At 47.0% G+C, this 22,276-nt stretch carries 20 protein-coding genes; 11 read left to right on the top strand and 9 right to left on the bottom strand.

Translation table 11 applies throughout. From position 1 onward, the window contains the following. Nucleotides 1-86 precede the first annotated feature (86 nt). The 3 genes from ACYVD4_RS16275 to ACYVD4_RS16265 all read left to right on the top strand — a co-directional run bounded on the left by ACYVD4_RS16275 (nucleotide 87) and on the right by ACYVD4_RS16265 (nucleotide 6,660). Nucleotides 87-3,293 carry a SusC/RagA family TonB-linked outer membrane protein gene (locus ACYVD4_RS16275; RefSeq protein WP_460947490.1) on the top strand — a complete coding sequence of 1,069 codons (3,207 nt, stop codon included), beginning with the start codon at nucleotides 87-89 and terminating at the stop codon, nucleotides 3,291-3,293. A gap of 137 nt (nucleotides 3,294-3,430) precedes the next feature. Further along, entirely contained in the window at nucleotides 3,431-4,927 is a 1,497-nt protein-coding gene (locus ACYVD4_RS16270) for a SusD/RagB family nutrient-binding outer membrane lipoprotein (RefSeq protein ID WP_460947488.1), read from the top strand. 137 nt (nucleotides 4,928-5,064) lie between these two features. Next, the gene (locus ACYVD4_RS16265; RefSeq protein ID WP_460947487.1) at nucleotides 5,065-6,660 is read left to right on the top strand and encodes a serine hydrolase; all 1,596 of its coding nucleotides are present in this window, start codon (nucleotides 5,065-5,067) and stop codon (nucleotides 6,658-6,660) included. Nucleotides 6,661-6,805: 145 nt separating this feature from the next. Here ACYVD4_RS16265 and ACYVD4_RS16260 read toward each other — a convergent pair whose 3' ends face one another. Continuing rightward, entirely contained in the window at nucleotides 6,806-8,215 is a 1,410-nt protein-coding gene (locus ACYVD4_RS16260; protein WP_460947485.1) for a WG repeat-containing protein, read from the bottom strand. A gap of 394 nt (nucleotides 8,216-8,609) precedes the next feature. Between ACYVD4_RS16260 and ACYVD4_RS16255 the strand changes: the two genes are divergently transcribed. The 3 genes from ACYVD4_RS16255 (at nucleotide 8,610) to ACYVD4_RS16245 (ending at nucleotide 10,641) form a co-directional block, all read left to right on the top strand. Continuing rightward, nucleotides 8,610-9,254: an SDR family NAD(P)-dependent oxidoreductase gene (locus ACYVD4_RS16255; protein WP_460947483.1), complete on the top strand. Its 645-nt coding sequence runs from the start codon at nucleotides 8,610-8,612 to the stop codon at nucleotides 9,252-9,254. A 74-nt stretch (nucleotides 9,255-9,328) separates the two neighbouring features. Further along, nucleotides 9,329-9,736 carry a luciferase domain-containing protein gene (locus ACYVD4_RS16250; RefSeq protein ID WP_460947481.1) on the top strand — a complete coding sequence of 136 codons (408 nt, stop codon included), beginning with the start codon at nucleotides 9,329-9,331 and terminating at the stop codon, nucleotides 9,734-9,736. Continuing rightward, on the top strand, nucleotides 9,733-10,641 hold the full coding sequence (locus ACYVD4_RS16245; protein ID WP_460947479.1) for a helix-turn-helix domain-containing protein: 909 nt from the start codon (nucleotides 9,733-9,735) through the stop codon (nucleotides 10,639-10,641). The genes ACYVD4_RS16250 and ACYVD4_RS16245 overlap by 4 nt, the downstream gene beginning before the upstream one ends. 266 nt (nucleotides 10,642-10,907) lie before the next feature. Here the strand turns inward: ACYVD4_RS16245 and ACYVD4_RS16240 are convergent, their stop codons facing one another. Further along, nucleotides 10,908-12,380 carry a nitrilase-related carbon-nitrogen hydrolase gene (locus ACYVD4_RS16240; RefSeq protein ID WP_460947477.1) on the bottom strand — a complete coding sequence of 491 codons (1,473 nt, stop codon included), beginning with the start codon at nucleotides 12,378-12,380 and terminating at the stop codon, nucleotides 10,908-10,910. Nucleotides 12,381-12,707: 327 nt separating this feature from the next. On the opposite strand from ACYVD4_RS16240, the gene ACYVD4_RS16235 reads away from it, so the two are divergent. Together ACYVD4_RS16235 and ACYVD4_RS16230 are read left to right on the top strand one after the other, a co-directional pair. Then, a complete protein-coding gene (locus ACYVD4_RS16235) occupies nucleotides 12,708-13,124 on the top strand; it encodes a ribosomal maturation YjgA family protein (RefSeq protein WP_460947475.1) in 417 nt (138 codons plus the stop codon). Nucleotides 13,125-13,405: 281 nt separating this feature from the next. Next, nucleotides 13,406-14,008 carry an HPP family protein gene (locus ACYVD4_RS16230; RefSeq protein WP_460947473.1) on the top strand — a complete coding sequence of 201 codons (603 nt, stop codon included), beginning with the start codon at nucleotides 13,406-13,408 and terminating at the stop codon, nucleotides 14,006-14,008. A 14-nt stretch (nucleotides 14,009-14,022) separates the two neighbouring features. On the opposite strand, the gene ACYVD4_RS16225 is transcribed toward ACYVD4_RS16230, so the two are convergent. Further along, nucleotides 14,023-14,292: a hypothetical protein gene (locus ACYVD4_RS16225; protein ID WP_460947471.1), complete on the bottom strand. Its 270-nt coding sequence runs from the start codon at nucleotides 14,290-14,292 to the stop codon at nucleotides 14,023-14,025. 412 nt (nucleotides 14,293-14,704) lie between these two features. On the opposite strand from ACYVD4_RS16225, the gene ACYVD4_RS16220 reads away from it, so the two are divergent. Both ACYVD4_RS16220 and ACYVD4_RS16215 read left to right on the top strand, forming a co-directional pair. Beyond that, nucleotides 14,705-15,016 (top strand): hypothetical protein, encoded by a 312-nt coding sequence (locus ACYVD4_RS16220; protein WP_460947469.1) that lies wholly within the window; start codon nucleotides 14,705-14,707, stop codon nucleotides 15,014-15,016. Between the two features lie 359 nt (nucleotides 15,017-15,375). Further along, nucleotides 15,376-15,771 (top strand): T9SS type A sorting domain-containing protein, encoded by a 396-nt coding sequence (locus tag ACYVD4_RS16215; protein WP_460947467.1) that lies wholly within the window; start codon nucleotides 15,376-15,378, stop codon nucleotides 15,769-15,771. Between the two features lie 124 nt (nucleotides 15,772-15,895). On the opposite strand, the gene ACYVD4_RS16210 is transcribed toward ACYVD4_RS16215, so the two are convergent. From ACYVD4_RS16210 to ACYVD4_RS16190, 5 genes are all read right to left on the bottom strand, one after another. Beyond that, nucleotides 15,896-16,306: a nuclear transport factor 2 family protein gene (locus ACYVD4_RS16210; RefSeq protein ID WP_460947465.1), complete on the bottom strand. Its 411-nt coding sequence runs from the start codon at nucleotides 16,304-16,306 to the stop codon at nucleotides 15,896-15,898. A gap of 38 nt (nucleotides 16,307-16,344) precedes the next feature. Beyond that, nucleotides 16,345-17,412, bottom strand: coding sequence for a PLP-dependent cysteine synthase family protein (locus tag ACYVD4_RS16205; protein ID WP_460947463.1), 1,068 nt, complete (start codon nucleotides 17,410-17,412; stop codon nucleotides 16,345-16,347). Between the two features lie 72 nt (nucleotides 17,413-17,484). Next, complete coding sequence (locus ACYVD4_RS16200) at nucleotides 17,485-18,621, bottom strand: redoxin domain-containing protein (RefSeq protein WP_460947461.1); 1,137 nt, start codon at nucleotides 18,619-18,621, stop codon at nucleotides 17,485-17,487. Between the two features lie 127 nt (nucleotides 18,622-18,748). After that, nucleotides 18,749-19,255 carry a Riean_0653 family protein gene (locus tag ACYVD4_RS16195; RefSeq protein WP_460947459.1) on the bottom strand — a complete coding sequence of 169 codons (507 nt, stop codon included), beginning with the start codon at nucleotides 19,253-19,255 and terminating at the stop codon, nucleotides 18,749-18,751. A 78-nt stretch (nucleotides 19,256-19,333) separates the two neighbouring features. Then, on the bottom strand, nucleotides 19,334-19,906 hold the full coding sequence (locus ACYVD4_RS16190) for a DUF6252 domain-containing protein (RefSeq protein WP_460947457.1): 573 nt from the start codon (nucleotides 19,904-19,906) through the stop codon (nucleotides 19,334-19,336). A 59-nt stretch (nucleotides 19,907-19,965) separates the two neighbouring features. Here ACYVD4_RS16190 and ACYVD4_RS16185 point away from each other — a divergent pair, with 59 nt between their 5' ends. Continuing rightward, nucleotides 19,966-20,148, top strand: coding sequence for a hypothetical protein (locus ACYVD4_RS16185; protein ID WP_460947455.1), 183 nt, complete (start codon nucleotides 19,966-19,968; stop codon nucleotides 20,146-20,148). 65 nt (nucleotides 20,149-20,213) lie between these two features. Here the strand turns inward: ACYVD4_RS16185 and ACYVD4_RS16180 are convergent, their stop codons facing one another. Then, the gene (locus ACYVD4_RS16180) at nucleotides 20,214-22,211 is read right to left on the bottom strand and encodes a c-type cytochrome (protein WP_460947453.1); all 1,998 of its coding nucleotides are present in this window, start codon (nucleotides 22,209-22,211) and stop codon (nucleotides 20,214-20,216) included. Nucleotides 22,212-22,276 lie beyond the last annotated feature (65 nt).

Genomic DNA, 22,276 nt, shown 5'->3' with positions numbered 1-22,276 from the left:
AAATTATTAACAATTTGTTAACTGATATGGTGTCACATCTCCACTCTATTTCGATTAGGAGGCTATCAATGTTAATGGTAGCCTTTTTGTTTTCACATTTCCTCTGGGCGCAAGGGGTAATTCATGGTACGGTTCAGGACGCAAAAAAGGAACCTTTGGTGGGTGTAAACGTAGTTGTAAAAGGAACTACACGGGGAACGGTTACAGACGTAGCAGGTAAGTTTTCGGTAAGTGCAGAGCCAAATGCTACGCTAATATTTTCGGGTGTCGGTTTTGTAAGGCAGGAACTTGCGGTAGGCAATAGCACCGAAATTACGGTTACGTTGGCCGAAGATAATGCGGTGTTGAGCGAAGTTGTTGTAACGGCACTCGGCATCAAACGTGACAAGCGTTCATTAGGTTATTCGGTTCAGGAAATTAATGGGCAAGATTTAGCGACCGCCAAAGAAACCAATCTGGCAACGGCCTTGGCCGGAAAAGTAGCGGGTGTACAGGTAACCCGGTCGGCCAATGGGGCAGGCGGCTCGTCGCGGGTGATTATTCGCGGGTCTAACTCGCTGGTTGGTAATAGCCAGCCTCTCTACGTCATCGACGGTGTGCCGATGGATAACCAGAACCCAAAATCGCCCGGTAGCAGCGGTGGTATTGATTATGGCGATGGTATTTCGAACATCAATCCCGAAGATATTGAAACGATGTCGGTGCTGAAAGGGCCAAACGCTGCGGCTCTGTATGGTCAGCGGGGAAGCAACGGCGTGGTGCTGATTACGACAAAGTCGGGGAAGAATAGAAAAGGTATCGGCGTGAAATACGGTATCGACTACTCGATGGGCGATGCGTTGGTATTGCCTGATTTTCAGGATGAATATGCACAGGGACTCGACGGTACGTTCACTAACTTTCGGGGAAATGACGGTCGGATTTACACTTGGGCGGCTGCACAGGCGGCTGGCGTTCAGGGAATGCCGAAGATGAGCGGTGGCCGTGATCGCTTCACTCGTGCAAGCTGGGGCCCTCGTATGGATGGTCAGCAATATGAAGATCAGTGGGGCAACGTACTGAGTCTGACACCACAACCCAATACGTTCCAGAAGTTTTTCAATACCGAAAAACAGATGGTTAACAACCTGAGTCTGGAAGGCGGAAACGAATCGGTTAATTACCGGCTGGCTTACTCGAACACGAAAGTGGATGGCTACGTACCGACCAATACGCTGACACGTAACAACATCAGCTTGCGGACAATGGCGAAAGTAACCTCGAAACTAGAGGCCGATATTAAAGTCAACTACATTGCGCAGGCGGGTGTGAACCGCCCAACGGTTTCGGATGCGGCCGATAATCCGGCGTATATCTTTATCAGTCAGCCACGTAGCATTCCGATGGATATTCTGGCAAACTCGGCATGGACGGCAGAGGACGTAGCGAAACAATTGGGATATGGCACCACTGGCTTTGTAGGTCTGGAAAAAACCTACGCTACTAACTCGTCAACCGCCAACCCATACTGGACCAGAGATCACACACGTAACGTCGATGATCGTCGGCGGGTAATTGGGCTGATTCGGTTGAGTTATCAGTTCAACGACTGGATTCGGTTGACGGCACGTACCGGAACCGATTTTTATACCGACCAACGTTTCCGGTATCGGGAAAAAGGAACCTACGTAACGACCAACAAAAACGGCGATATTAACGAAGAAGTGACCCGGACGCGCGAAGACAACAGCGACGTATTACTTTCGCTGACACCGAAAATTTCGGATGATATTTCGTTTTCACTCAATTTGGGCGCTAACCACCAGCGTTATTTTTCGCGGACGGTGGGGAATACGGGTAATGAATTTATCGCTCCGAACCTGTATGCCATCAACAACACGCTCACCAATTCGTATGTGTTTGGCCTGACCGAGTCGTCCATTAACTCGGTATATGGCTCCGGTTCGGTTGGTTATAAAGACATGGCGTTTATTGACTTTTCGGCTAGAAATGACTGGTCGTCAACGCTTTCTCCGAAAAATAACTCGTTCTTCTATCCAGCCGTTAGTGGGAGTCTGGTTCTGACCGATGCGTTACGGCTGCAAAGTCCGGTGTTGAGTTTTCTGAAAGTTCGAGCGTCGTGGGCGCAGGCTGGTAGTTCGGGTAGTCCGTACCAGTTGAACGGGAACTATTCGCTCGACCAGTACACACAGGGGGGGATTCCACTAGCGTCGTTCGCGTCGACCATTCCCGACCCGAATCTGAAAAACGAGCTTACTACGTCGAATGAGTTTGGGTTGGAAGCGCGTTTATTGAAAAATCGTATTGCACTGACGTTTGCGTACTACAATGCCGGTACCAAAAATCAGATTCTAAACGTACCGTTGCCTCCATCGAGCACATTCACGTCGCGACTGATCAATGCGGGCGAAATTCGGAATCACGGCATCGAATTGTCGTTGAGCGGAACGGCGGTAAAAACCATGTCGGGTTTCTCCTGGGATGCTACGTTAAATTACTCGCATAACCGCAACGAAGTTGTTTCGTTGGCCGAAGGTGTACCAACCTACATTCTCGGCAGTGACCGGGGTGTGCAGGTAATTGCTACGCCCGGCAAACCATTCGGTACTATTTTGGGTAACGGATTTCAGTGGTTACGTGATGGCGCTGGTAACCGAATCATCGACCCTGCCACAGGCCTTCCGGTGAAAACAAACGCCAAAATCCTGTATGAAATGGGTAACGCGCTACCTCGCTGGATTGGCGGATTCAACAACGTATTCCGGTATAAAGGCATCACGTTGTCGGGGCTGGTCGATATTAGTCAGGGCGGAAATGTATACTCGCAGAGTTTGCGGGAAGAACTGGTTTATGGTACTATCAAGAAAACCTTGCCCGGTCGCGATGGCAGTTACGTAGCACAGGGCGTAGTGGGTACGAAAGGGGCCGATGGTACGTGGACTGGTACCGGTCAGGCGAACACAAAGCAGGTTCGGGCGCAGGATTACTGGAACGTTATTGCACCGGACAAAGACAACGTAGTGGCCGAAGAAATGCTCAACGATGCCAGCTATATCATCCTGCGGGAAATAACGCTCAACTACAGCCTGCCGTCGAAACTGGTGAGCAAGACTCCGTTCCGGGGTATTCGGGCGGGGGTTTATGGTCGGAATCTGTTCTATTTCCAGCGTAAAACCGATGGTTTTGCACCCGAAGCGTCGGCATTCAACGTCAACAACTCGTCGTTGGGCCTCGAATCGACGGCCCTGCCGTTGCTACGTTATGTTGGATTCAGCCTTAACTGCGAACTTTAATTAATGAAGAATGAATAATGTGTAATGATAAAAAATTATAATAATGGACTGATAGTGTGCTAGTTATCATTTGTTTGTGTACTGTTCATTATACATTTTTCATTATCCATTATCAATTCATATCCTTGATTCGTCAAATGAAAAAAATAATAAAACCCCTTTGCATCGCACTCGCCTTATTTATGGCGCAGGCATGTACAGACGATTTTGAAAAAATAAACACGCCCCCCACGTCTGTTACCACGATTGACCCCGGTCTGATTTTGTCGAAAGTGCAGCGCGATGCGGCTTTTTCGGAAGGTTTCGAGTATCCGAACAACCAGTTTGGTTCCTGGATTCAGCAGTGGGCGGGTGGTGTACTGATATCGAGTTCGCGCTATATTCAGCAGGCCGATAACGATCTTTGGGCCAATCAATTCGTCTATTTACGGAACATCACCCAGATTCGGAATCAGTTGCTGAAAGGACAGGAAAGCAGCCCGCAGGGACGTACCAAACTGGCTATTGCGCGTATTGTAGAAATTGCGCTCTGGCAGCGACTCACCGATCTGTTTGGCGACGTACCGTACTCGAAAACGGCGCTGGGTACCGACAATGTGAACAACCAGCCCGCCTTCGATACGCAGGAGTCGATCTATAAATCACTGATTCCGACGCTTGATGCGGCTATTGCGCAACTCACCGCTGGTGATGCCAGTTACGGAAATGCTGATTTTTACTACAAAGGCGACGTAGCGAAATGGAAAAAATACGGCAATTCGCTCAAGCTTCGGCTGGGAATGCGGATTCGCTACGCCGACCCGACGCTGGCGCAGAAGACTGTTACCGAAGCCATGGGGCAGCCTTTGTTGGAGTCGAACGCCGATAACGCCAACATTCCGACGTACAATGATGCGACCAATGCCAACGTACATCCAGTGCTGAATCACTGGCTGGCGGGTAGTCCTGATTTAAAATACCTCGCCGATACGTTTGTGAACCAATTGGTTACGACAAATGATCCACGTTTGCCGGGTCTGGTACAACCAACTGTTAGCTCGGTAAAAGCTGGAAAGCCAGCCTATAAAGGTATTGGTGTTGCATTGACGGATGCTCTGCTGAAAACCATTATCAAAGACGATTATTCGACGGCTTCGCAGACGACGTATTTCAATAAAGCCTACACGCCTGCTATTCCGTGTGCTCAGTTTACGTTTGCCGATGTTAGCTTTTATAAGGCCGAAGCTGCGCTCGAAGGTTGGGGCGCAACTACCGATCAGGCCGAAAAATTCTATCAGGATGGAGTGAAAGCAGCAATGGCCATGGCTCCGTACAACATAACAACCATTCCTGCTACGTATGGCGAATTGTCGTTTACGGGTCTGACGAAAGAGCAGAAACTCGAAAAAATCGGTACGCAGAAATGGATTCAACTGTTTGGTCGGTCTTACGAAGCCTTTATCGAATGGCGCCGGATGGGTTATCCAAAACTGGCTCCCGGCCCGAACGCGGGTTCGACAAATGGACAGATTCCTCGTCGGGCGGTTTATTCTACGCAGGAAGCGTTGTTGAATAAACCGAATTATGACGCTGCCGTTGCCCGTTTTGCCAGTGGCGATACGTATCTCAGCAAAGTTTGGTGGGATAAACGCTAAGTGAACTGAGTGATGAAGTTGTCTCAGACAGCAAGATGCTGTCTGAGACAACCCGGCAGTTGTAAAACAGAACCGTATCGGTGTCCCCGGTGCGGTTCTGTTTTTTTGCGTACTTTGTCAAATATCCTTCCTCCATTATGAAAACTAGATACCTACGCCTTATTTCTGCTATTCTCTTTAGCTGTTTCGTCTGGCTGAATCAATCCCTTGCCCAACCCATTTCATCGGTGCAGATTGACGAGCTGGTGCAACGTACGCTCACTACGTTCGATGTGCCGGGTATTGCTGTGGCTGTGGTAAAAGATGGCAAAGTGATTCATTCAAAAGGCTATGGCGTGCGGTCGTTGAGAACCAAAGAGAAAGTCGATGAAAATACGTTGTTCGGCATTGCGTCGAATAGTAAGGCGTTTACGGCGGCTTTGCTGGGTATATTGATTGATGAAGGAAAGCTGAAATGGGACGACAAAGTGATCGATTATATTCCGGAGTTTCGGATGTACAATGGCTACGTTACCGAGGAGTTCACGATTCGCGATTTGCTCACGCACCGGAGCGGCCTTGGTCTCGGTGCTGGTGATCTGATGTTCTGGCCCGATTCCAGCAATTTCACCATGAAAGACATCATCCATAATCTGCGTTACCTGAAACCCGTTTCGGGCTTTCGGACGAAGTATGATTATGATAATCTGCTTTACATGGTGGCGGGCGAAGTTATTGAACGGATCAGCGGAAAAAGCTGGGAAGCGTTTGTAGAGGAGCGTATCATGAAACCGCTTCAGATGACACGTAGCGCCGGCACCTATAGCCGGTTGACCGACAAAGTGAATGTCATTGATGCTCATGCTCCGGTAAATGGTAAAGTGCAGGTAGTCAGCCGTGATATGTTCCGGTTTGGCAATTCAGCGGGCGGGATAAATTCCAGCGTGGCCGATATGAGCAAGTGGGTGATTACGCAACTAAATCGTGGGAAATACGGTCCGAATCTGAGCCAGCGATTATTTAGCGAGAACGTTCACAACGATATGTGGGCACCACAAACGATTAAGCCGGTAAATCCAACTCCCGTTCCACCGTATAACACGCATTTTTCGGCCTATGGGCTGGGTTGGGATCTTAGCGATGTGAAAGGCTACAAGCAGGTGACGCATACGGGCGGACTGGCCGGTATGGTAACGCAGGTAATGTTGCTTCCCGAACTTCAACTGGGCATTATCGTTTTCACGAATCAGCAAATGGGCGCTGCTTTCGTAGCGATTTCAAACACCATCAAAGACAGCTATCTGGGAATACCGCCATCCGATTGGGTAAAAACGCTTGGCGACCGGGTGAAAAAAGGGCAGGAAGAAGCTGATAAAATCTCGAAAAATATTTGGGATAGCATCGAGAAAGAACAGAAAAGCGGTACGTCGAAAACCGATTTTACACCTTACATTGGCACGTATCACGACAAATGGTTTGGCGACGTATCGATTCACTCGAAAAACGGTAAACTCTGGTTTCAGTCGCTACGTTCGCCCAAGCTAACGGGGGAGATGTTCTTCTACAAAAACAATACGTTTATCGTGAAATGGCTGAACCGGAGCCTCGATGCCGATGCTTACGTTACGTTCCAGACCGACGAAACGATGAAACCAACTTCACTGAAAATGAAACCGATTTCGTTCCTGACGGACTTTAGTTTCGATTTTCAGGATCTCGATTTACAGCGTGTCCCGGATAAAACCGCCAACTAATTCAGGTGCTACGTTACGTGTGTGGGGTAGATAAAAAAAGACCAAATTCACGGTCGGCCGTGGCCGACCCTTAACAACTGTAGCGAAAAATGAGCGACAGGCGGGCTGTCCCATTGACATCTTCACCATACTGACTAGCGAATGGCTAATGTCTTGACAATTTTGCCCTAAACTGGCTAGCTAACTCGTTTACCAAGCTGCTGAGCCAGATAAAAATAAGCAGACCAGCTATGATAAACAGCGCTTTCAATTTGTAGGAGAAGCCCAGAAACTGCTTGGTTCCATCCAGAGAAAGTTCATACCGAAGCCAGTTGCGCTCAACGACCGTCGTGACACGGTCAAACGGGAACGCTTCGTCGTAAATAAGCGGGATGATCAACCGGTTGGTCGTATCAATAAAGCCATATTTGTCCTTCAGGCGAACCACCGAGAGTCCATGCTGATAATACGAAGCAAAATCATAGGTCAATGGCGTACGCACCTTGCCCGACTTGTCAATGTGGCCGAATTTGCCATTGATGGCCACCGCTGATCGATCTTCGGCGGTAAAGCCGGTCGCTTCATCGTACAAATGAGGGATGCGCTGCTGGCCGGTTTTGTCAATACAGCCCCATTTGCCTCCCTTTTTGACCCAAAACAGGCCGTTGGTTGGCTTGCGGGTGTCGGTATAGTTGAAGGGAACAATCAGTTCACCCGTCGCTGGACTAACGTACCCATACTTATTCCCATATTGCACCCGTTGCATACCTTGACCTGAATAGGTGTAGTCGACATCAACAGCATCGAGGGCCACGGGCACTTTCAGCACTAAGCCAGGGTCGATGATGCCAAATTTACCCTGGTATTTAAAAGCAGTAACGTGTTTGGATCGCTGGATCTCCTCGGTGACAAAGGGGGTAAAATTGAAATTAAGAATAAAGAAGTCAGTTCCTTTCCACCACAGTACATCTTCCTTTGTGTCATGGTTACAGGTATGATCGATCGTGGCGTCTTTGATCAGGTAGTCGTTTGCATAGTGCTGGATGGGGATCTTATAGAGCTCTTTTCCCCTCCGATCAATATAGGAAAGCCCGTAGTGCGAGTCGGCGGGGTAGATGACCCAGGTTTTGCCCTGCCGGAATCGGTCGGTAGAGATATATTTAGGCTCGATGATGACCTTCCCCAGTTTATCAATAAATCCGTGTAGCCCATGCCCTTGTCGACTCGTTTGCATGGGGACAAACTCGGCCAGCCCTTCTTCAAAGTCCCCAATGTCGCGGTAGGCTGGGGTTAATTTACGTCCGTTTTTGTCGGTCAAGAAGGTTTGATAGGAGTGGCACTGGCTCGTAATCTTTTTGACCACATAGACTTCCCCATAGTCTCGGCATTCATCATAATTCTTTAGCCAGCCATCGTTTAGCAATGGTTGGTTCTGGGCAACTAGTCTGGGCGATAGCAAGAGAAGGAAAAGAAGCAGGAAGTTTAGAAAACTAGTAAAGGGAGTTCGAAGTTGGTTTGAATCTCCCTTTTGGCTACTGGCATGACGTAAGGTACTTCTAAAGTAGTTTTGGAACATACACGTTGATTAAGAAAAGCGACTGACTATTCATCTTAGATGTCGTGCCTTTCTCGATTCCATAAAGCTACATAGGAAAATGTAGACTAGGGATCAGGATCAACCTAATTGGCTAGTTGCTGCCATCATAGTTTTTATTGCTTGGACTATAAATCAGTTATTAACTCTTGCTGTGTTAATATCAATTATTGCCCAATTATTTGACATTCCCTCGTCTCACTGGGGAGCCTTTTTATAAGAGAGTTGGGGTATCCTGTAAAACTGACAAACCAAAACCCTCCAATAAACTAGACTTACCGCCACCTTTCATTTCGACTACAACAACAGTCATTTTAGCTACATCTGTTTTTTGATAATCCTGCAATTTTGTGTCATCAAATTAAAACAGAAAGAAATGAATAAAAACATCATTATCGTAGGGGCAGGACCAAACTTAAGTTCGGGCATTGCCGAAAAATTTGCCGAACATAATTTTTCAATCGGACTAATTAGTAGAAATGAACAAAACCTAAAGGCTCTACTGGCGGAATTTAAAACGAAAGGAATTAAGGCCGACTATGCCGTTGCAGACGCTTACAATACATTGCAGATAGAAAATGCTGTCCTTGAATTAGCAGACAAACTCGGAAGTGTGGATGCACTATTGTATAACGCTGCGGCAATGAAGTTTAAAAACATTATTGATGAAAAAGCCGAAGAATTAACCGATGATTTCAGAATGTCCGTTGCAAACGCTTTTCATTGTGTAAAAACACTACATCAACAACTTAAACAAACAAATGGAGCGGTGTTGCTTACTGGGGGCGGATTGGCACTTTACCCCAATGTGCAGGTGGGTTCTCTATCGATCAATAAAGCAGCCTTACGAAATCTCGCTTTTCAATTGCATGAAGTGCTCAAGCCTGATAATATTTATGCAGCTACATTGACCATCAATAATTCCATTCAGCCCGATAGCGAAACACATTCTCCAACAATTCTGGCCGAAAAGTTCTGGGAGATGTATGTAAATAGAACTGATGCTGAAGTATCATACTGATAAGCTGTGAGGCTGTACTTTATTGTTTATCGGTTGAATGGATGGGAATTGGAAACTAGTTAATTAGAAACAGGATGGCAAATCGAGAAATCATTCAAGAGATAGAAAATGTAATTTTACAATGGAGTGAAGCCAGCATTGGGAGTGGCGATTTCGGAGCAATAACATTTTTATACCGGGGTGAAGAATTTGGACACATCCATCAAAACAGGGATTTGGATATTAGTTTCACCAAGCCAATAACAGTGAAACTGCGGGAAAAGAACTTGGTTAAAAAGCACTTGTATGTCCCGGAAACCAGTATCACTTTCTACGTTTCAAGCCCAGAAAAACTACCATTTGCAATTTCATTATTACGCTTTTCGTATCTTATTCATTTCATAAAACGAAACGCCAATGAGACGATTTCGTCAAGTGTATTCGAACTTGAACTGGCAAAACTTCCTGAAAGTTTATCATCCCTCTATTTGAGCCAAGCATGAAGGAACACACGCCAATTAAAGCAATCAGCGACTATCATCGGTTGCGAAGTTTCCCCAAACCTCTACATCCGTTGATAAGCGTGGTCGATTTGAAAACCATTCCGCCTGAACATAGCGTAACAGGGGTGGTAATTAACTTCTATTCGATTTGTATCAAACATAGCTCCAATATAAAAATTAAATACGGACAGCAGGAGTATGATTTTGATAGTGGTGTGATGTACTTTATGGCACCGAATCAGGTCTTCAGCCTTTACACGAGTGAGCATGAAACACCGCTACAAGCTGGTTGGTTATTGCTTATTCATCCTGATTTTTTTTGGAATACACCGCTTGCAAGCAAAGTTAAGCAATATGATTTCTTTGACTATGCAGTGAACGAAGCCTTATTTCTTTCGGAAAGAGAAGAAGCAACTATTAACGGGATTATCGAGCATATTCAACAAGAATATCACGCAAATATTGATCAGTTTAGTAGGCAAATCATTATTTCACACGTTGAAACATTACTCAACTATTCGGAGCGGTTTTACAATCGTCAGTTCATTACACGAGAGAAAGTGAATCACCGACTTTTAGCCCGGTTAGAAAACCTGTTGACGACTTATTTCAATAGTGAAGATCTCACGGCTAACGGTCTGCCTACGGTTCAGTATGTAGCCGATCAGCTTAATGTGTCGTCTAGTTATTTAGGCAGTCTGCTTAGAGCCGTCACTGGACAAAACACCCAGCAACATATTCACGAAAAATTAATTCATAAAGCGAAAGAAAGACTATCGACGACAAACCTTTCAGTAAGTGAAATTGCCCACGAACTAGGCTTTGAGCATTCACAATCATTTAGCAAAGTTTTCAAGTCAAAAACAACCGTTTCCCCTTTAGAATTTAGACGGTCATTTCACTGAGTAAAAATGGCTGACTATCTGGGTTAGGTCGAGAATGCAGCTTTAAACCGCCCCCTTCGCTTTTCCAGCCATCTCTTTAGATAGGTTGTCTGGCCAAAAGGAAATAAACGGAATAAAGATGAAAATCAGTCCGTAACATTTATGGAGTTGTAAACTTTGCCCCATTTACGGACATGAAAATCTTGTATGTCTCAAGTGGGAGCAATTTTGTGAGAATTAAGAACTTTGACTAGATAGCTGCTATCTTACCACTACCACTTTACTAATCAGCTCAAAGCCAGTACGGATTTGCGGATCACCCTTGCCCGCCATACTAGGTAAGCGGCTACCAACAGATTAAGCAGACCAAACCAGTTCCCGGTCATAGCGTAGAAACTGCCTCGTGAAGAAGCGGGTAGGGTACCTATCAAAATTGCTTGGTTGCCCGCTGACGTACTGGCTTCACTTAATACCTGTCCTAAATCATCACTAACCAAAAGGCGACCTTGCCGGGCGGTTCTTACCACAGCGAAGCCGTTTTCAACGCCCCGTATTAACGCCATGCGGGAGTGCAGCCAGGCGTCAACCACAAAGTCATTAGCTGGTACAAATAAACTACTAATTCGCTCGTTGCCATACCGGCGAATAGTGCCAGCAAAATCAAGATCTTTACATATGGCAACACCCGCTTGTTGACCGGCTACCCGAAACAGGCCCACTTGGTTGCCAGGGGTGAAATGACGCTCAAAGCCGCCTACTAGATGGTTCTTGGTATAGTTGGCAACCATTTCCCCCTTCTCATTGATGACCATTGCCCTATTGCGAGCCTGCGGTTGACTAAAATCAGCGAGTCCAACCACCAGCGAGACCGCATACTGGTGGGCCATACGCTTGAGCGAAGCCACGACCGGTTGATACGTGTCTGGACTTAATTGGATGGCCGTTTCGGGCAGGACAATGATGGCTGTGCCTTGGGCGGCTGCTGACGAGACAGCCTGTGAATAATCATCCAGCAGACGCCTGAGTTGGGGAGCCGTAGTCTGCTGGGCGTTGTGATGTCTCTTCTCGTCCAAGGCCACCAACCCTACCTTGAGGCCCGCTAAAGACTGCTGACTGTGGAGACGATGCCAACTGTAGAAAAACGACAGACCGTACACCATAACGGCACTACTCACTAAGTAGGGAATCCAGTGCCGGTTTCGTAGATAAACCCACCACCCTAGGGCGATCAGGGCGGGAAAGAAGCTGACCAAAAAGGTAATGCCCAGACTACCCGTTACCGACGCAATCTGGATCACCGGTACCACATCCGCTTGGGTATAGGCCAGGCTGGTAGCCGTTCCATCGGGTGAAAACGTTCCGACCAAGTATTCGAAGCTCGTCATTAAGACGGGGTAGGCAAAAACCGTGTACCACGCATTGAGAGCGTAGGTGATGGCGATTGACCAAACCAGAATACGGGCAAACACATAGGCCAGTGCCAGCGTCAGCAGTAGAGCCGGAATAAGTGAAACGACGGTTTGTAGGTAAGCCAGCCAACTCAGCCTCCCCAGTAAACAAGCCGCAAAGGCTAACCAAAAACTGGTTCTCGGGGAGCGATCGTAGGCTAGCGCTAAAAGAGGAGTCGGCGCTAGCCAGACCAGATACCAATAGTTTCCCGTCAGGGCGTTGCCAAGGTACCAAGCCAAACCAGAGGTTGCCACTAGCAGAGTGGCATAAATGAGTTGTTTATTGAGCTTTATCCACTGGATGAGCGTCATTGTTGAATCGGTCTGACTAATTTCGGTAGGGATCTTGTTCTTGTTTAACGGTTTACAAGTATAGTGTTTTCTGCTTGCATTCTTCCAGGCGTATACTGGCTCAAGAAACGCCTATTTTCAGCGACGATCACCGAACGTTGACCAATTACTTCATTTCTAGCTACACACGATCTCAAAATGTTATCTCATAAATCAAAGCATCTTTTCAAAAAATGCGCCTGAGTTTGTGAGACTGATTTTGATCTTAAATGACGGCAGCGGCCGACCGTGAATTTGGTCCTTCTTTTAGATCTACCCTATGTGAAAATTGTTGATTTCAATAGTATAATGCCAAAATCATTGGTAACCAGAGGTCGACTTGTGTACGGCTTGCTGACAGTTACTACGTTACTAATCGGCTTCGCATCCAGACGTTTCTTCGGTGATTGTGCATTCGTCAGGATGTATGTAGGCGATGTGTTATGGGCCTTGATGGTTTTTTTCGGTTTTGCGTTTGTCTTTCGAAAATGGCCGACTTGGGTAGTTGCGGTCGCTACGTTAGCATTCTCTTTTTTCATCGAAATCAGCCAGTTGTACCACGCTCCGTGGATTGATGAAATTCGCGCTATGCCTTTGGGCGGATTGATACTCGGCTTTACGTTCGTGTGGAGCGATCTGCTGTGTTATAGCTTGGGCGTTGGAGTTGGCGTACTTGTTGAAACCTACATCACTCAGCCTACTGCTGAAGTAGTTTTTAAACAATAAGATAATTTTCAACTTAAGTCATTAATAACCTGATCGTTCTGCATTAGGGATTTGCTATTTTTTGTAGTTTAGCCATAAGGAGTTATTGACCTAATCACATACGACTATGAAAGATAAATTTCGTGTTCCTCGTTTTCCCAGTTCACTTTTTTACAATTGGTGGCGCGCCGTTCTGCTTCTGATTAGTGCTGTTGTCATTGCCCTGTTTAAAATGCTGACTTAGCTTTAATTGCGTACTGACAGGAACCATATAACTGCACTGCTGTGTATTTACTATGGTTATGAGAAATCAAATAAAGCGTCAGTATCGGATTGCCAAGTATGTACTCTATCGAGAAACTATTCTGGAACCCGCTGATCATGTCTGGACATTTGTGGGCACGTTTATCGCCATTGCTTCGCTTGGCTTATTACAACAGGCCGATTTTACCCGGCAGGATAGCGTTTTTCTGATAGGCTCTTTTGGTGCATCCTGCGTGTTAATATTTGGCGCGACCAACAGCCCGCTTGCACAACCCCGGAACCTGATTGGGGGCCATCTATTGGCGTCATTAATTGGGGTAGCCATTCATAAATTATTCCCCGATCAGCTTTGGCTAGCATCAGCGCTGGCTGTTTCTTCATCGATTGTGGTGATGCAGATTACAAAAACCATGCATCCGCCTGCTGGCGCAACGGCCCTGATCGCCAACATTGGCTCCGAAAAGATTACAAGTCTGGGTTTTGCCTATACGCTGACACCTGTAATGTCGGGCGTTGCCATTTTGTTTTTTACAGCGCTCATTATCAATAATATTCCGTCGAGACGCTCTTATCCGGCTAAGCCACTGGCTCTAGCGAAACTGTACCGGAAGCGGGCAAGCCATTATCATAAAACGAAATAACTTTCCGGGAAATATTACCAGTACGTTTCTTTGAGCACTACCTGCGTATTAGCTAGTTCGTCGCTGATCGGTAAGTCACAGGATAAGTGGCGGATGTCATCTATTTCCACAACGCAGGTTCCACAACTTCCCATACCGCAACAAATACCAAAGCCGGGAATAGCGAGATAATCAGAAATAAGGCTCATCAGCGAGTGATACTGATTAGGATACGTCTGTACGTGCACCTCCTGCTGTTGGTAAACGAGCGTGAACAGAATCGTATTCGTTTTGGGTAGCATCATGATTCGTACGTTATCGGTGGGGCTACATAAGTCGGACGAATATCCGGAAGATTTGCTGACCAAATAACGAATAGAAAACTTAGGCCTGCTATAATCACGTGTAAAAGATCATCGGCTTTGCGCGAAATACCTATTTAGTGGCGTTCTGGCTGACATACAATGAATTCTAAGTTTTTTCTAATCGCTTTCATGAGGTTTAGTTAAGCAGGAGCCCGAAATTCGCAATGAATCATCGGCTTTTCGTTCGATGTTCCCCCAACACTCTATGTATTTAAGTTGGAAATTCACTCTGAGCAGAGTGTACGTTAAATAGCCATTTGTTAATAACAGGTGGCTATTTTGTTCAAACTCATTTGTTGTTCTATTGCTTATGGAGGAACGTATTCTACTGTTTAGAGGGACCGAACACATAATGGGAACTTGTTTGGTTCGGATTGAAGTTCGGTTACAGCTCATCGTAGCCAGTTGGCCTGAGCCAATCAAGAACCAAAGTCGATCAATCGAGGCTGTTGCTACTGAGCTTATATCGGTTTATCCCTTCAACCCGGAGCGTCTACTGATGATCGAACATTTTGCTCAGGAAAATCGATTGCCTACTCCCAGTGATATGTTTTATCTGGTCAGATTTACCTGGGAGAATCAACAGGCAAAAATGCCAGTGCGTATTCCGTTATCAAATCAGATGGTAAACCAGATTCTGTCATCACTGAAAACGAATAGTTAAAAGTAGTACGGTAACCAAATAAGAATTTTTACACTCACAAGACAAAATTTATGGACAATGAATAGCGGGCAGGTGCAACCTTCCTGCTATTTTTTTATGGGTTTGGCATTCATTCAGCCTACAAAAAATACGCTACAGCAACAGCACGAAGCCTTTTTAACGTAGTAAACTCGCCTTTTGAGCCATTTCGTATCTGTACCGTTCGATCAGTCGTCCTTTATTTCCGTCCGCTCATCCATTTCTGTTACCGCTCCAGTAGTTTGTAATGCATAGTACTGTATGATGCCCTTAACTTTGGTACAACAAATCAGGAAAGAAACCCCGACCTGCTTAGAACTAAACATAAACAACATCATACAATGAAAACGCTCATCAAATCCTTCGCTCTTGCTCTTTCTTTAGGTTTTGCTACCTCAGTTGCTACGTTCGCTGACGTGAAACCAAACCGTCCATCAACCGCCGTTACGTATGAAGCGGGCATCTATACTTCTAAAGACAGCAAGCTGAACATCGCTCTGAATAAAGAAGTAGGTGGTACGGTTAGCATCAACTTTAAAAACAATAACGGTAAGGTTTTATTCAGCGAGCAGCTGGGTAAAAACCAGACAACGTATCGCACTCGCCTGAATCTGGATGAACTGCCCGATGGTGTGTATCAGGTAGAAATTACGAATGGTGTCGATACCAAAATGCATACGGTAACTATCAAAACCGAGAAACCTGAAAATCCCGGTCGCGTGGTGGCCATGAATTAATGACCTGAAATTGAATCAGTTTTTCCTGGACTAAATAGTAAACTTCCCGAGAGCTCTGGACTTTCGGGAAGTTTTGTTTTATGCGGGATTTAGGGCGGTCGGCCGCTGCCGTGGGCTAATAGTACTAATGAATAAAGTAAACCTTCCTGATGAGTCCGTTCTCGACTTTGTAAATGGCAACGGCCTGAAGATGAGGCTTGTCCGCACTAATCGTTACGTCCTCATGGTCGATCACCGTATCATTGTAGGTTAGGCGCTTAACGATTTCGCAGTGGAGGGCTTTTGTTTTTTGAAACATCGTGCCGTACTGTTTGCGCATGGATTCCTTTCCTTTACCAAGCAACTTATCTGGAAAATCGTATAGCTCAATATCGTCGGCGTAGGTTGCCAGGAAGGCATCAATGTCGCGGGCGTTATATGCTTCTAGCTGTTTCTGAACGACCGTTTCCGGCGTTACGTCGGCTTTCTGCGCTACTACGTGTTGGCTGAAAAAGGTACAGGCTAGAATTGTGAAAAGAATAGCGAGTTGTTTCATATTGAAGTGTATTGACTATTGATTTGGTCGTTTATCAATCAAAAAACGCCGGGCCGCCCAACCAATAACCTACTGATTGGACGGTAATCGGTGAATTCGACGGCGGGTGCTACGTAACCGGGTTTTATGGGTTCTTCTTTTACCAGATCAGTGCTGAGGTATTTTTTGTTACTGTCGCACAGAATGGTCACAACCCGGGCATCGGCACCCAGCTCGGTTTGCAAATTAATAGCGCCAATCAGGTTAGCTCCCGACGAAATACCGACTGCTACGCCCAATTGCAGCGCCAGTTTCTGGGCCACCAGAATCGAATCGCCATCGCTGGCCTGTACTACGTGATCGAGTTCATCCAGTTTCAGAATGTCGGGAATAAACTCATCAAAAAAGCCCTGAATCCGATGTGAGCCCGTTTTATAACCAACTGATAACGTAGGCGATTCGGCGGGTTCGAGCGGATGAACGCGAATATCGGGTTTGCGTGATTTAAGGTATCGACCAACGCCCATAACGGTTCCGCCTGTACCGACGCCCGCTACAAACGCATCGGGTGTTACATCGACGCCCTGCATTTGCAGCCAGATTTCTTTTCCGGTTGTGAGCCGATGTGCTTCCGCGTTATACTGATTGGCAAACTGACGGGGCAGAAACACGTGCAGATCAGCCGCAGCCATTTCCTCCGAACGCTGAATTGCTCCCAGAAAACCGCCTTCTTCTTTCGTGAACAGAATAATATCGGCGCCTAAGCTTCGGATAATATCGATACGTTCCTGACTGATTCCGGCGGGCATGATAATAGTAACCGGATGCCCCAATGCTCGACCAACTGCCGAAAACGCAATACCCGAACTGCCGCTGGTAGCTTCCACAATCCGGTCGCCGGGTTGAATGTTTCCCTGTCGATAGGCCTGATGCAATACGTGCAATGCCATCCGGTCTTTCATGCTTCCGGTAAGGTTATAATGCTCGCACTTAACGTAGAGCGACCGGGGCTGACCCTCGTAGGTATAAAATAATTCGAGCATGGGCGTATTGCCAACCAGATGCCAGAGGTGCTCGAATTTTTCCTGAACGGCGGGTTTAAGAATCGTTTCCGATGATGAAGTCATAGGTCGTGAAAAAAAGTACCCGCAAAGTAACTAAACTGTTGCGGGTAACGTAGTAAGTTGCAGGATTTGCTGTTATGGTTTAGCAACCAGAATTTCGCCGAGTTTTTTGCCGAGTTCTTCACCCCGGATGTTTTTGGCGACAATCTTACCGTCGGGGCCAATCAGGAAATTCTGTGGAATCGACCGGATACCGTATTGTTTGGCAACTTCATTTTCCCAGAATTTGAGGTCCGATACGTGTGTCCAGGTCAGATTATCCTTATGAATGGCTTTCAGCCAGGCTTCTTTTGCGTTGGGGCGGTCGAGCGAAACACCTAACACGGTAAAGTTTTTGTCTTTATACTGCTGGAAATTTTTCACTACGTTCGGATTTTCAGCGCGGCAGGGCCCGCACCACGATGCCCAGAAATCGACCAGTACGTACTTGCCCCGGAAACTGTTCAGTGATACAGCTTTACCCAACGTATCGGCTTGTGAAAACTCGGGAGCCATTGCACCGATAGACGTAGCTTTTATACTGGCTAATGTTTTCGCGTATTCTTTTCCGCCTTTGCTGTTACGTATCGATTCGGCCAGTCCGTCGTACATAGGGCCAACTTCAGCGTATTCGGGCGTGTAATCATACTGCTGAAGAGCATAGAGGCTAACCAGCGAATTCGGGTTTTCTTTGATGAATTGCGCCCGTACTTTTTTCTGGTCGGCAGAAATGGCTTCATACCGCTTGTCCATAGATTCCTCAAACTCTTTCGAATTTTTCTGCGCTGGCGTGGCCGTCCGATACTCTTTCATTAACTGCGCCATTTTCTCGCTGGCGGGTTTCATCATGACGGTCAGTTTCTGATTGTCGACGTTGAGTGGTGTACCGCTAACGACTGCATTGTCGAGTGAGTCGGCGCTGGTTACGTTGATGGTGCCCGGTTCCAGATAAAGGCTAATGGAGGAAATTGGGCGCGTGTTGGTGAAACCCGTTCCGAGTTTATCGACGTATAAACCCACTGAGGTTGGGTCTTCAACCGTTCCGGTAAACGAGAACGTACCGTTCTGAATCTGAGTAGAATCCATTTTAACAGCAGTTCCCACCCGATACCGAAGATAGGCTTTCGCTGGTGCTTTAACACCAGCCAGTTTGCCATTTAGCGTGTATGAGCCACTTTGCGCCCAGAGTAGCGAAGGAAAGAGAAGCGTTGTGATGAAGAGTAATTGTTTCATGTAGGTGATGTGTTTTCGATTGTAAAGGCCTAAAAATAAGGATAATCTGCCGGGTTTATACATATTGAACGCAAAACGGTCAGCCCGTTGCCCGGCCGACCGTTTGATACGTAGTATTTAACTGCTTCTATTTGATCGGTACGTTAAACGTGCCATCGGTTAGTGTAATCTTGACGCCTTTATCGCTGTAGGCGGTGAACGAGAACGTACCAACGATTTCAGTAGACGTCTTTTTCGTTATCGTCACCGTACCCGTGCCTGGTTTAACTACAGTTGAATACGATTCAGTGCCGTTACCTTTCGAGAAAGAACCGAAACTAATTGAGCTTAACTCGTGCGTACCAACCTGCGCTGAATTTGGGAGCGCAATCACGGCAACATCACTGGTTTTACTATCGAGGCCGTAGATACCATAGTAGCCATCATTGCCGGGAAAACTGATTTTAGCGTAGGCAAAGTCAGGTTTAAAGTCCTTACCATCGACTTTAGTAGAAAAGGCTACGCTCGATGTAGTTGTTCCTGTTCCTGTCCCCTGTTGACTTGGCGTAACGCTGTCGTCATTTTTTTTGCTGCACGATGTTAATCCAATGATAGCTGAGAAAACCAGAATTGATGCGATACGTAGTGTTTTCATGATTGAAAGCGAATGTTTTTGTGTTTGAAAAAGAGATGGTTTGTTGATGAAGCGGCTGTTGATACGTTCAGCCGTCTATTACTTGAATGGTACGTTGAACCGACCTTCGGTGATGGTGCGTTTAACGGTGCCTTTGTCATTATAAGCCGTGAACGAGAACGTACCTTCGACGTTAGTTGTCGTCATTTTGGTTATCGTAACAGTACCTTCGCCGGGCTCTACACGGGTTGAGAATGAATCATTGCCGCTACCAAGCGAGAATCCACCGTAATTAACATAGCTTAATTTGTGGGTACCAACCAGTGCTGCATAAGGCAGGCCAATAAACACTACGTCACCGGTTTTGCTGTCGAGGCCATAGATGCCGTAATAACCATCATTGCCCGGCATTACTGCTTTGCTGTATACCAAATCAGGCATATAATCTTTGCCGTCAATTTTGGCCACGAAGCCTGTTGTAGCCAGAGCCGTTGTGGTCGATGTTGTGGTCGCAGTTACCGGGGCAGTCGTCGTATTTGTTGTTGGGGTGGTTGTTGTTGGGGTGGTGGTTTGTGTCGGAGCAGGCACTACATCGTCGCCTTTTTTGCTGCATGACGTTAAACCGATGATTCCAGAGAAGGCGAGGATTGCTGCTACGTGTAAAGTTTTCATGATTGAAAAGAGAATGTTTTTGTGTTTGAAAAAGTAAAAAGTTAGATCCGGTTTTAAAGATGATTCAGTCGCCTGAGTCAGTGAAGGAAGCCGTTGTTTGGTGTCTGTCCTTGTTTGACGATTCAAAGCTACTACGTCCGAAAAGCGGATATCGGAGAGACTATACAGGAGGAGCGCTCGGCTTTAAAAGCGGTGGAAATGGGGCTAAAACTGGCGGAATTCAGAAAAGTGAGCGAGCCTGAAAATAGAACCGCCCGATACGCTGGGCGTATCGGGCGGTTGGTGATATTAAAGCGGTTTTGCTACGTTAGGGCTTTGGTTCGCCTTTCGACGTACTGCCGCTGGCTGGAGCCAGTGAGTTAATCCAGGCGGCAATCTTCAATGCATCGGCTTTGGGAACCTGCGGCATCGGTGGCATTTCGGTCGAATAATCGGGCCAGTTTTGTGGTTTCGGGCTGTAAATCAGATCAACAATCTGGTCGTTTGTGTATTTCCGTTTTGCTACGTCCGAAAAAGCGGGGCCAACCTGACGTTTGTTCGCCTGATGGCAGGCAGCGCAGGTATGGCGTGTCAATAAGCCTTTTACTTCTTCGTAGGTTGGCGCTTTTGCCATCGTTACGGCCTGACCTTCCACTAGTTTTGGCTTACCGCCTTTAGTAGCAGGTGCTTTTTTTGTACCCGTAGCAGGAGCAGCCGTAGCTGCGGGCGCCGGAGTATTCGCCGAATTTTTTGTGCTCACTTCGCCTATTGCCAATTTCTGACCGTCGGGAATGTTGTTGAGCGTATAATACGCAATCGGATGCACGATCGAGTAAGAACCCTCGGTTGCCCGAACGCCATCAAGCGTGAGCTGATGGATGTAATATTTTCGAAGATTATCGACGATGATACGCGCTTTCAGACCGTCGTCCGAAACTTTCACCCCTTTCAGCGTCAACGCTTCTTTATTGATGGTTGGGCTGCCATATACCGAATGGTATTTATACAGGAAGCTTTCAACCCGATACGACGCTAGATCTTCGGCTGATTTCCGGTCAACGGGTTTGGTGAATTCGACTTCAAAACCGTCGGGCATCGCTTTTACGGTACGCATTTCAAACGGAATAGCTCCGTTCCAGGCGAGCCGTTGTAGCCCTTCGTTCGCTTCACCAGCCGAACCCCAGCCCCGGTTGGTTTCGCCCACAAACAGTGACCCGTCTTTGGCGAACGCCATACGTAGCACGCCCGACCGGAAACCGTTCCGGAACTCAATAGCACCTCCCTGATATTCGCCGTTTACTTTTTCCATAAACACGCGCGAGATTTTGCTCATGCCCTGGTCGCCTACGAGCAGTTGACCCGAAAATGGACCGAATGCGCCTTGTGGAATCTCCAGAATTTCAGAGTTCGAAATACCCAGAATTCCGTGTGGCAACCAGACTGCTGGCGTCTGAACATCTACACCCGGAAACTTGTCTTTCATCTGATACAACAGATTTGGCGTTTCATTCACTACGTTCTCCGGTTTGATAGCCCGGCCGTTTTCATCGCGACGACGACGTTCATCAATCGTTGCGTTGAACTGCTCAGCAGTCAGTTTCACTGGCGAATTAGCGGCACCTGTCCAGCGAAGTCCCGCCGGGTGACCGATAAACGCACCTTTCTTTACGTGAACAACACCGCCCGAACCCATCCAATCGCCCTGATTATCAGCATAGAATAGTTCATTATCGTAAATACCTAGACCGGCTGGCGACCGCATACCCGTTGCCCAGGGCTGCATCGTACCGTTTTCGGTGATTTTCATCGTCCAGCCGCGCCAGGGGACCCGGCTTTCACCCCGCCACCATTCTTCGTCGCCAAACGCTACGTTGCCCGTTACGAAAAACTGACCATCGGGTGCAATCTTCGGCCCGAAGCTGTATTCGTGGTAATGCCCCGATAATGGCCAAGCGTAAATTGTTTCAAACACATCGGCTTTACCATCGTGGTTCGAATCGACAAGCTTGGTGAGTTCACCCCGTTGTGCACAGAAAAGCGCACCGTCGCGGTTGGTAAGCCCAAGAATCTCGTGCAGACCCGACGCAAATTTGCGGAAGTACGGTTTGCGACTCGTCGGGTTCTCAACGATCCAGACATCGCCCCGGCGGGTTGCTACGCCCAGATCGCCGTTGGGTAATACGGTCAGTCCGCCAACTTCAAGCAACGTGCCTTCGGGGGCCGTCACTTTCAAAATCTTGAAAAAATCTTCCTCTTTGGGCGATTCCTGCGCCTTTGCTACGATACAGCTGGCCGCCAGAAAGAGGGTAGTTAATATACGTTTCATGTTGAATGTCAATCAGGAATGGATAACGTAGCATACAATGGAAATCTAAGTTTCCTATTGGTCAT

This window comes from Spirosoma daeguense (genome assembly GCF_054776875.1).
Note: the sequence above shows the minus strand (reverse complement) of the source record. Positions and strands in the feature narration are given on the sequence as shown.

Bases quoted from the DNA above. Each gene is read 5' to 3' on its own strand.
- ACYVD4_RS16190 (WP_460947457.1), bottom strand. From the start codon at position 19,906: ATGAAAACTTTACACGTAGCAGCAATCCTCGCCTTCTCTGGAATCATC.
- ACYVD4_RS16235 (WP_460947475.1), top strand. From the start codon at position 12,708: ATGCCAAAATCATTGGTAACCAGAGGTCGACTTGTGTACGGCTTGCTG.
- ACYVD4_RS16255 (WP_460947483.1), top strand. From the start codon at position 8,610: ATGAATAAAAACATCATTATCGTAGGGGCAGGACCAAACTTAAGTTCG.
- ACYVD4_RS16265 (WP_460947487.1), top strand. From the start codon at position 5,065: ATGAAAACTAGATACCTACGCCTTATTTCTGCTATTCTCTTTAGCTGT.
- ACYVD4_RS16205 (WP_460947463.1), bottom strand. From the start codon at position 17,412: ATGACTTCATCATCGGAAACGATTCTTAAACCCGCCGTTCAGGAAAAA.
- ACYVD4_RS16245 (WP_460947479.1), top strand. From the start codon at position 9,733: ATGAAGGAACACACGCCAATTAAAGCAATCAGCGACTATCATCGGTTG.
- ACYVD4_RS16230 (WP_460947473.1), top strand. From the start codon at position 13,406: ATGAGAAATCAAATAAAGCGTCAGTATCGGATTGCCAAGTATGTACTC.
- ACYVD4_RS16180 (WP_460947453.1), bottom strand. From the start codon at position 22,211: ATGAAACGTATATTAACTACCCTCTTTCTGGCGGCCAGCTGTATCGTA.
- ACYVD4_RS16185 (WP_460947455.1), top strand. From the start codon at position 19,966: ATGATTCAGTCGCCTGAGTCAGTGAAGGAAGCCGTTGTTTGGTGTCTG.
- ACYVD4_RS16250 (WP_460947481.1), top strand. From the start codon at position 9,329: ATGGCAAATCGAGAAATCATTCAAGAGATAGAAAATGTAATTTTACAA.
- ACYVD4_RS16240 (WP_460947477.1), bottom strand. From the start codon at position 12,380: ATGACGCTCATCCAGTGGATAAAGCTCAATAAACAACTCATTTATGCC.
- ACYVD4_RS16260 (WP_460947485.1), bottom strand. From the start codon at position 8,215: ATGTTCCAAAACTACTTTAGAAGTACCTTACGTCATGCCAGTAGCCAA.
- ACYVD4_RS16195 (WP_460947459.1), bottom strand. From the start codon at position 19,255: ATGAAAACACTACGTATCGCATCAATTCTGGTTTTCTCAGCTATCATT.
- ACYVD4_RS16210 (WP_460947465.1), bottom strand. From the start codon at position 16,306: ATGAAACAACTCGCTATTCTTTTCACAATTCTAGCCTGTACCTTTTTC.
- ACYVD4_RS16200 (WP_460947461.1), bottom strand. From the start codon at position 18,621: ATGAAACAATTACTCTTCATCACAACGCTTCTCTTTCCTTCGCTACTC.
- ACYVD4_RS16225 (WP_460947471.1), bottom strand. From the start codon at position 14,292: ATGATGCTACCCAAAACGAATACGATTCTGTTCACGCTCGTTTACCAA.
- ACYVD4_RS16215 (WP_460947467.1), top strand. From the start codon at position 15,376: ATGAAAACGCTCATCAAATCCTTCGCTCTTGCTCTTTCTTTAGGTTTT.
- ACYVD4_RS16220 (WP_460947469.1), top strand. From the start codon at position 14,705: ATGGGAACTTGTTTGGTTCGGATTGAAGTTCGGTTACAGCTCATCGTA.
- ACYVD4_RS16270 (WP_460947488.1), top strand. From the start codon at position 3,431: ATGAAAAAAATAATAAAACCCCTTTGCATCGCACTCGCCTTATTTATG.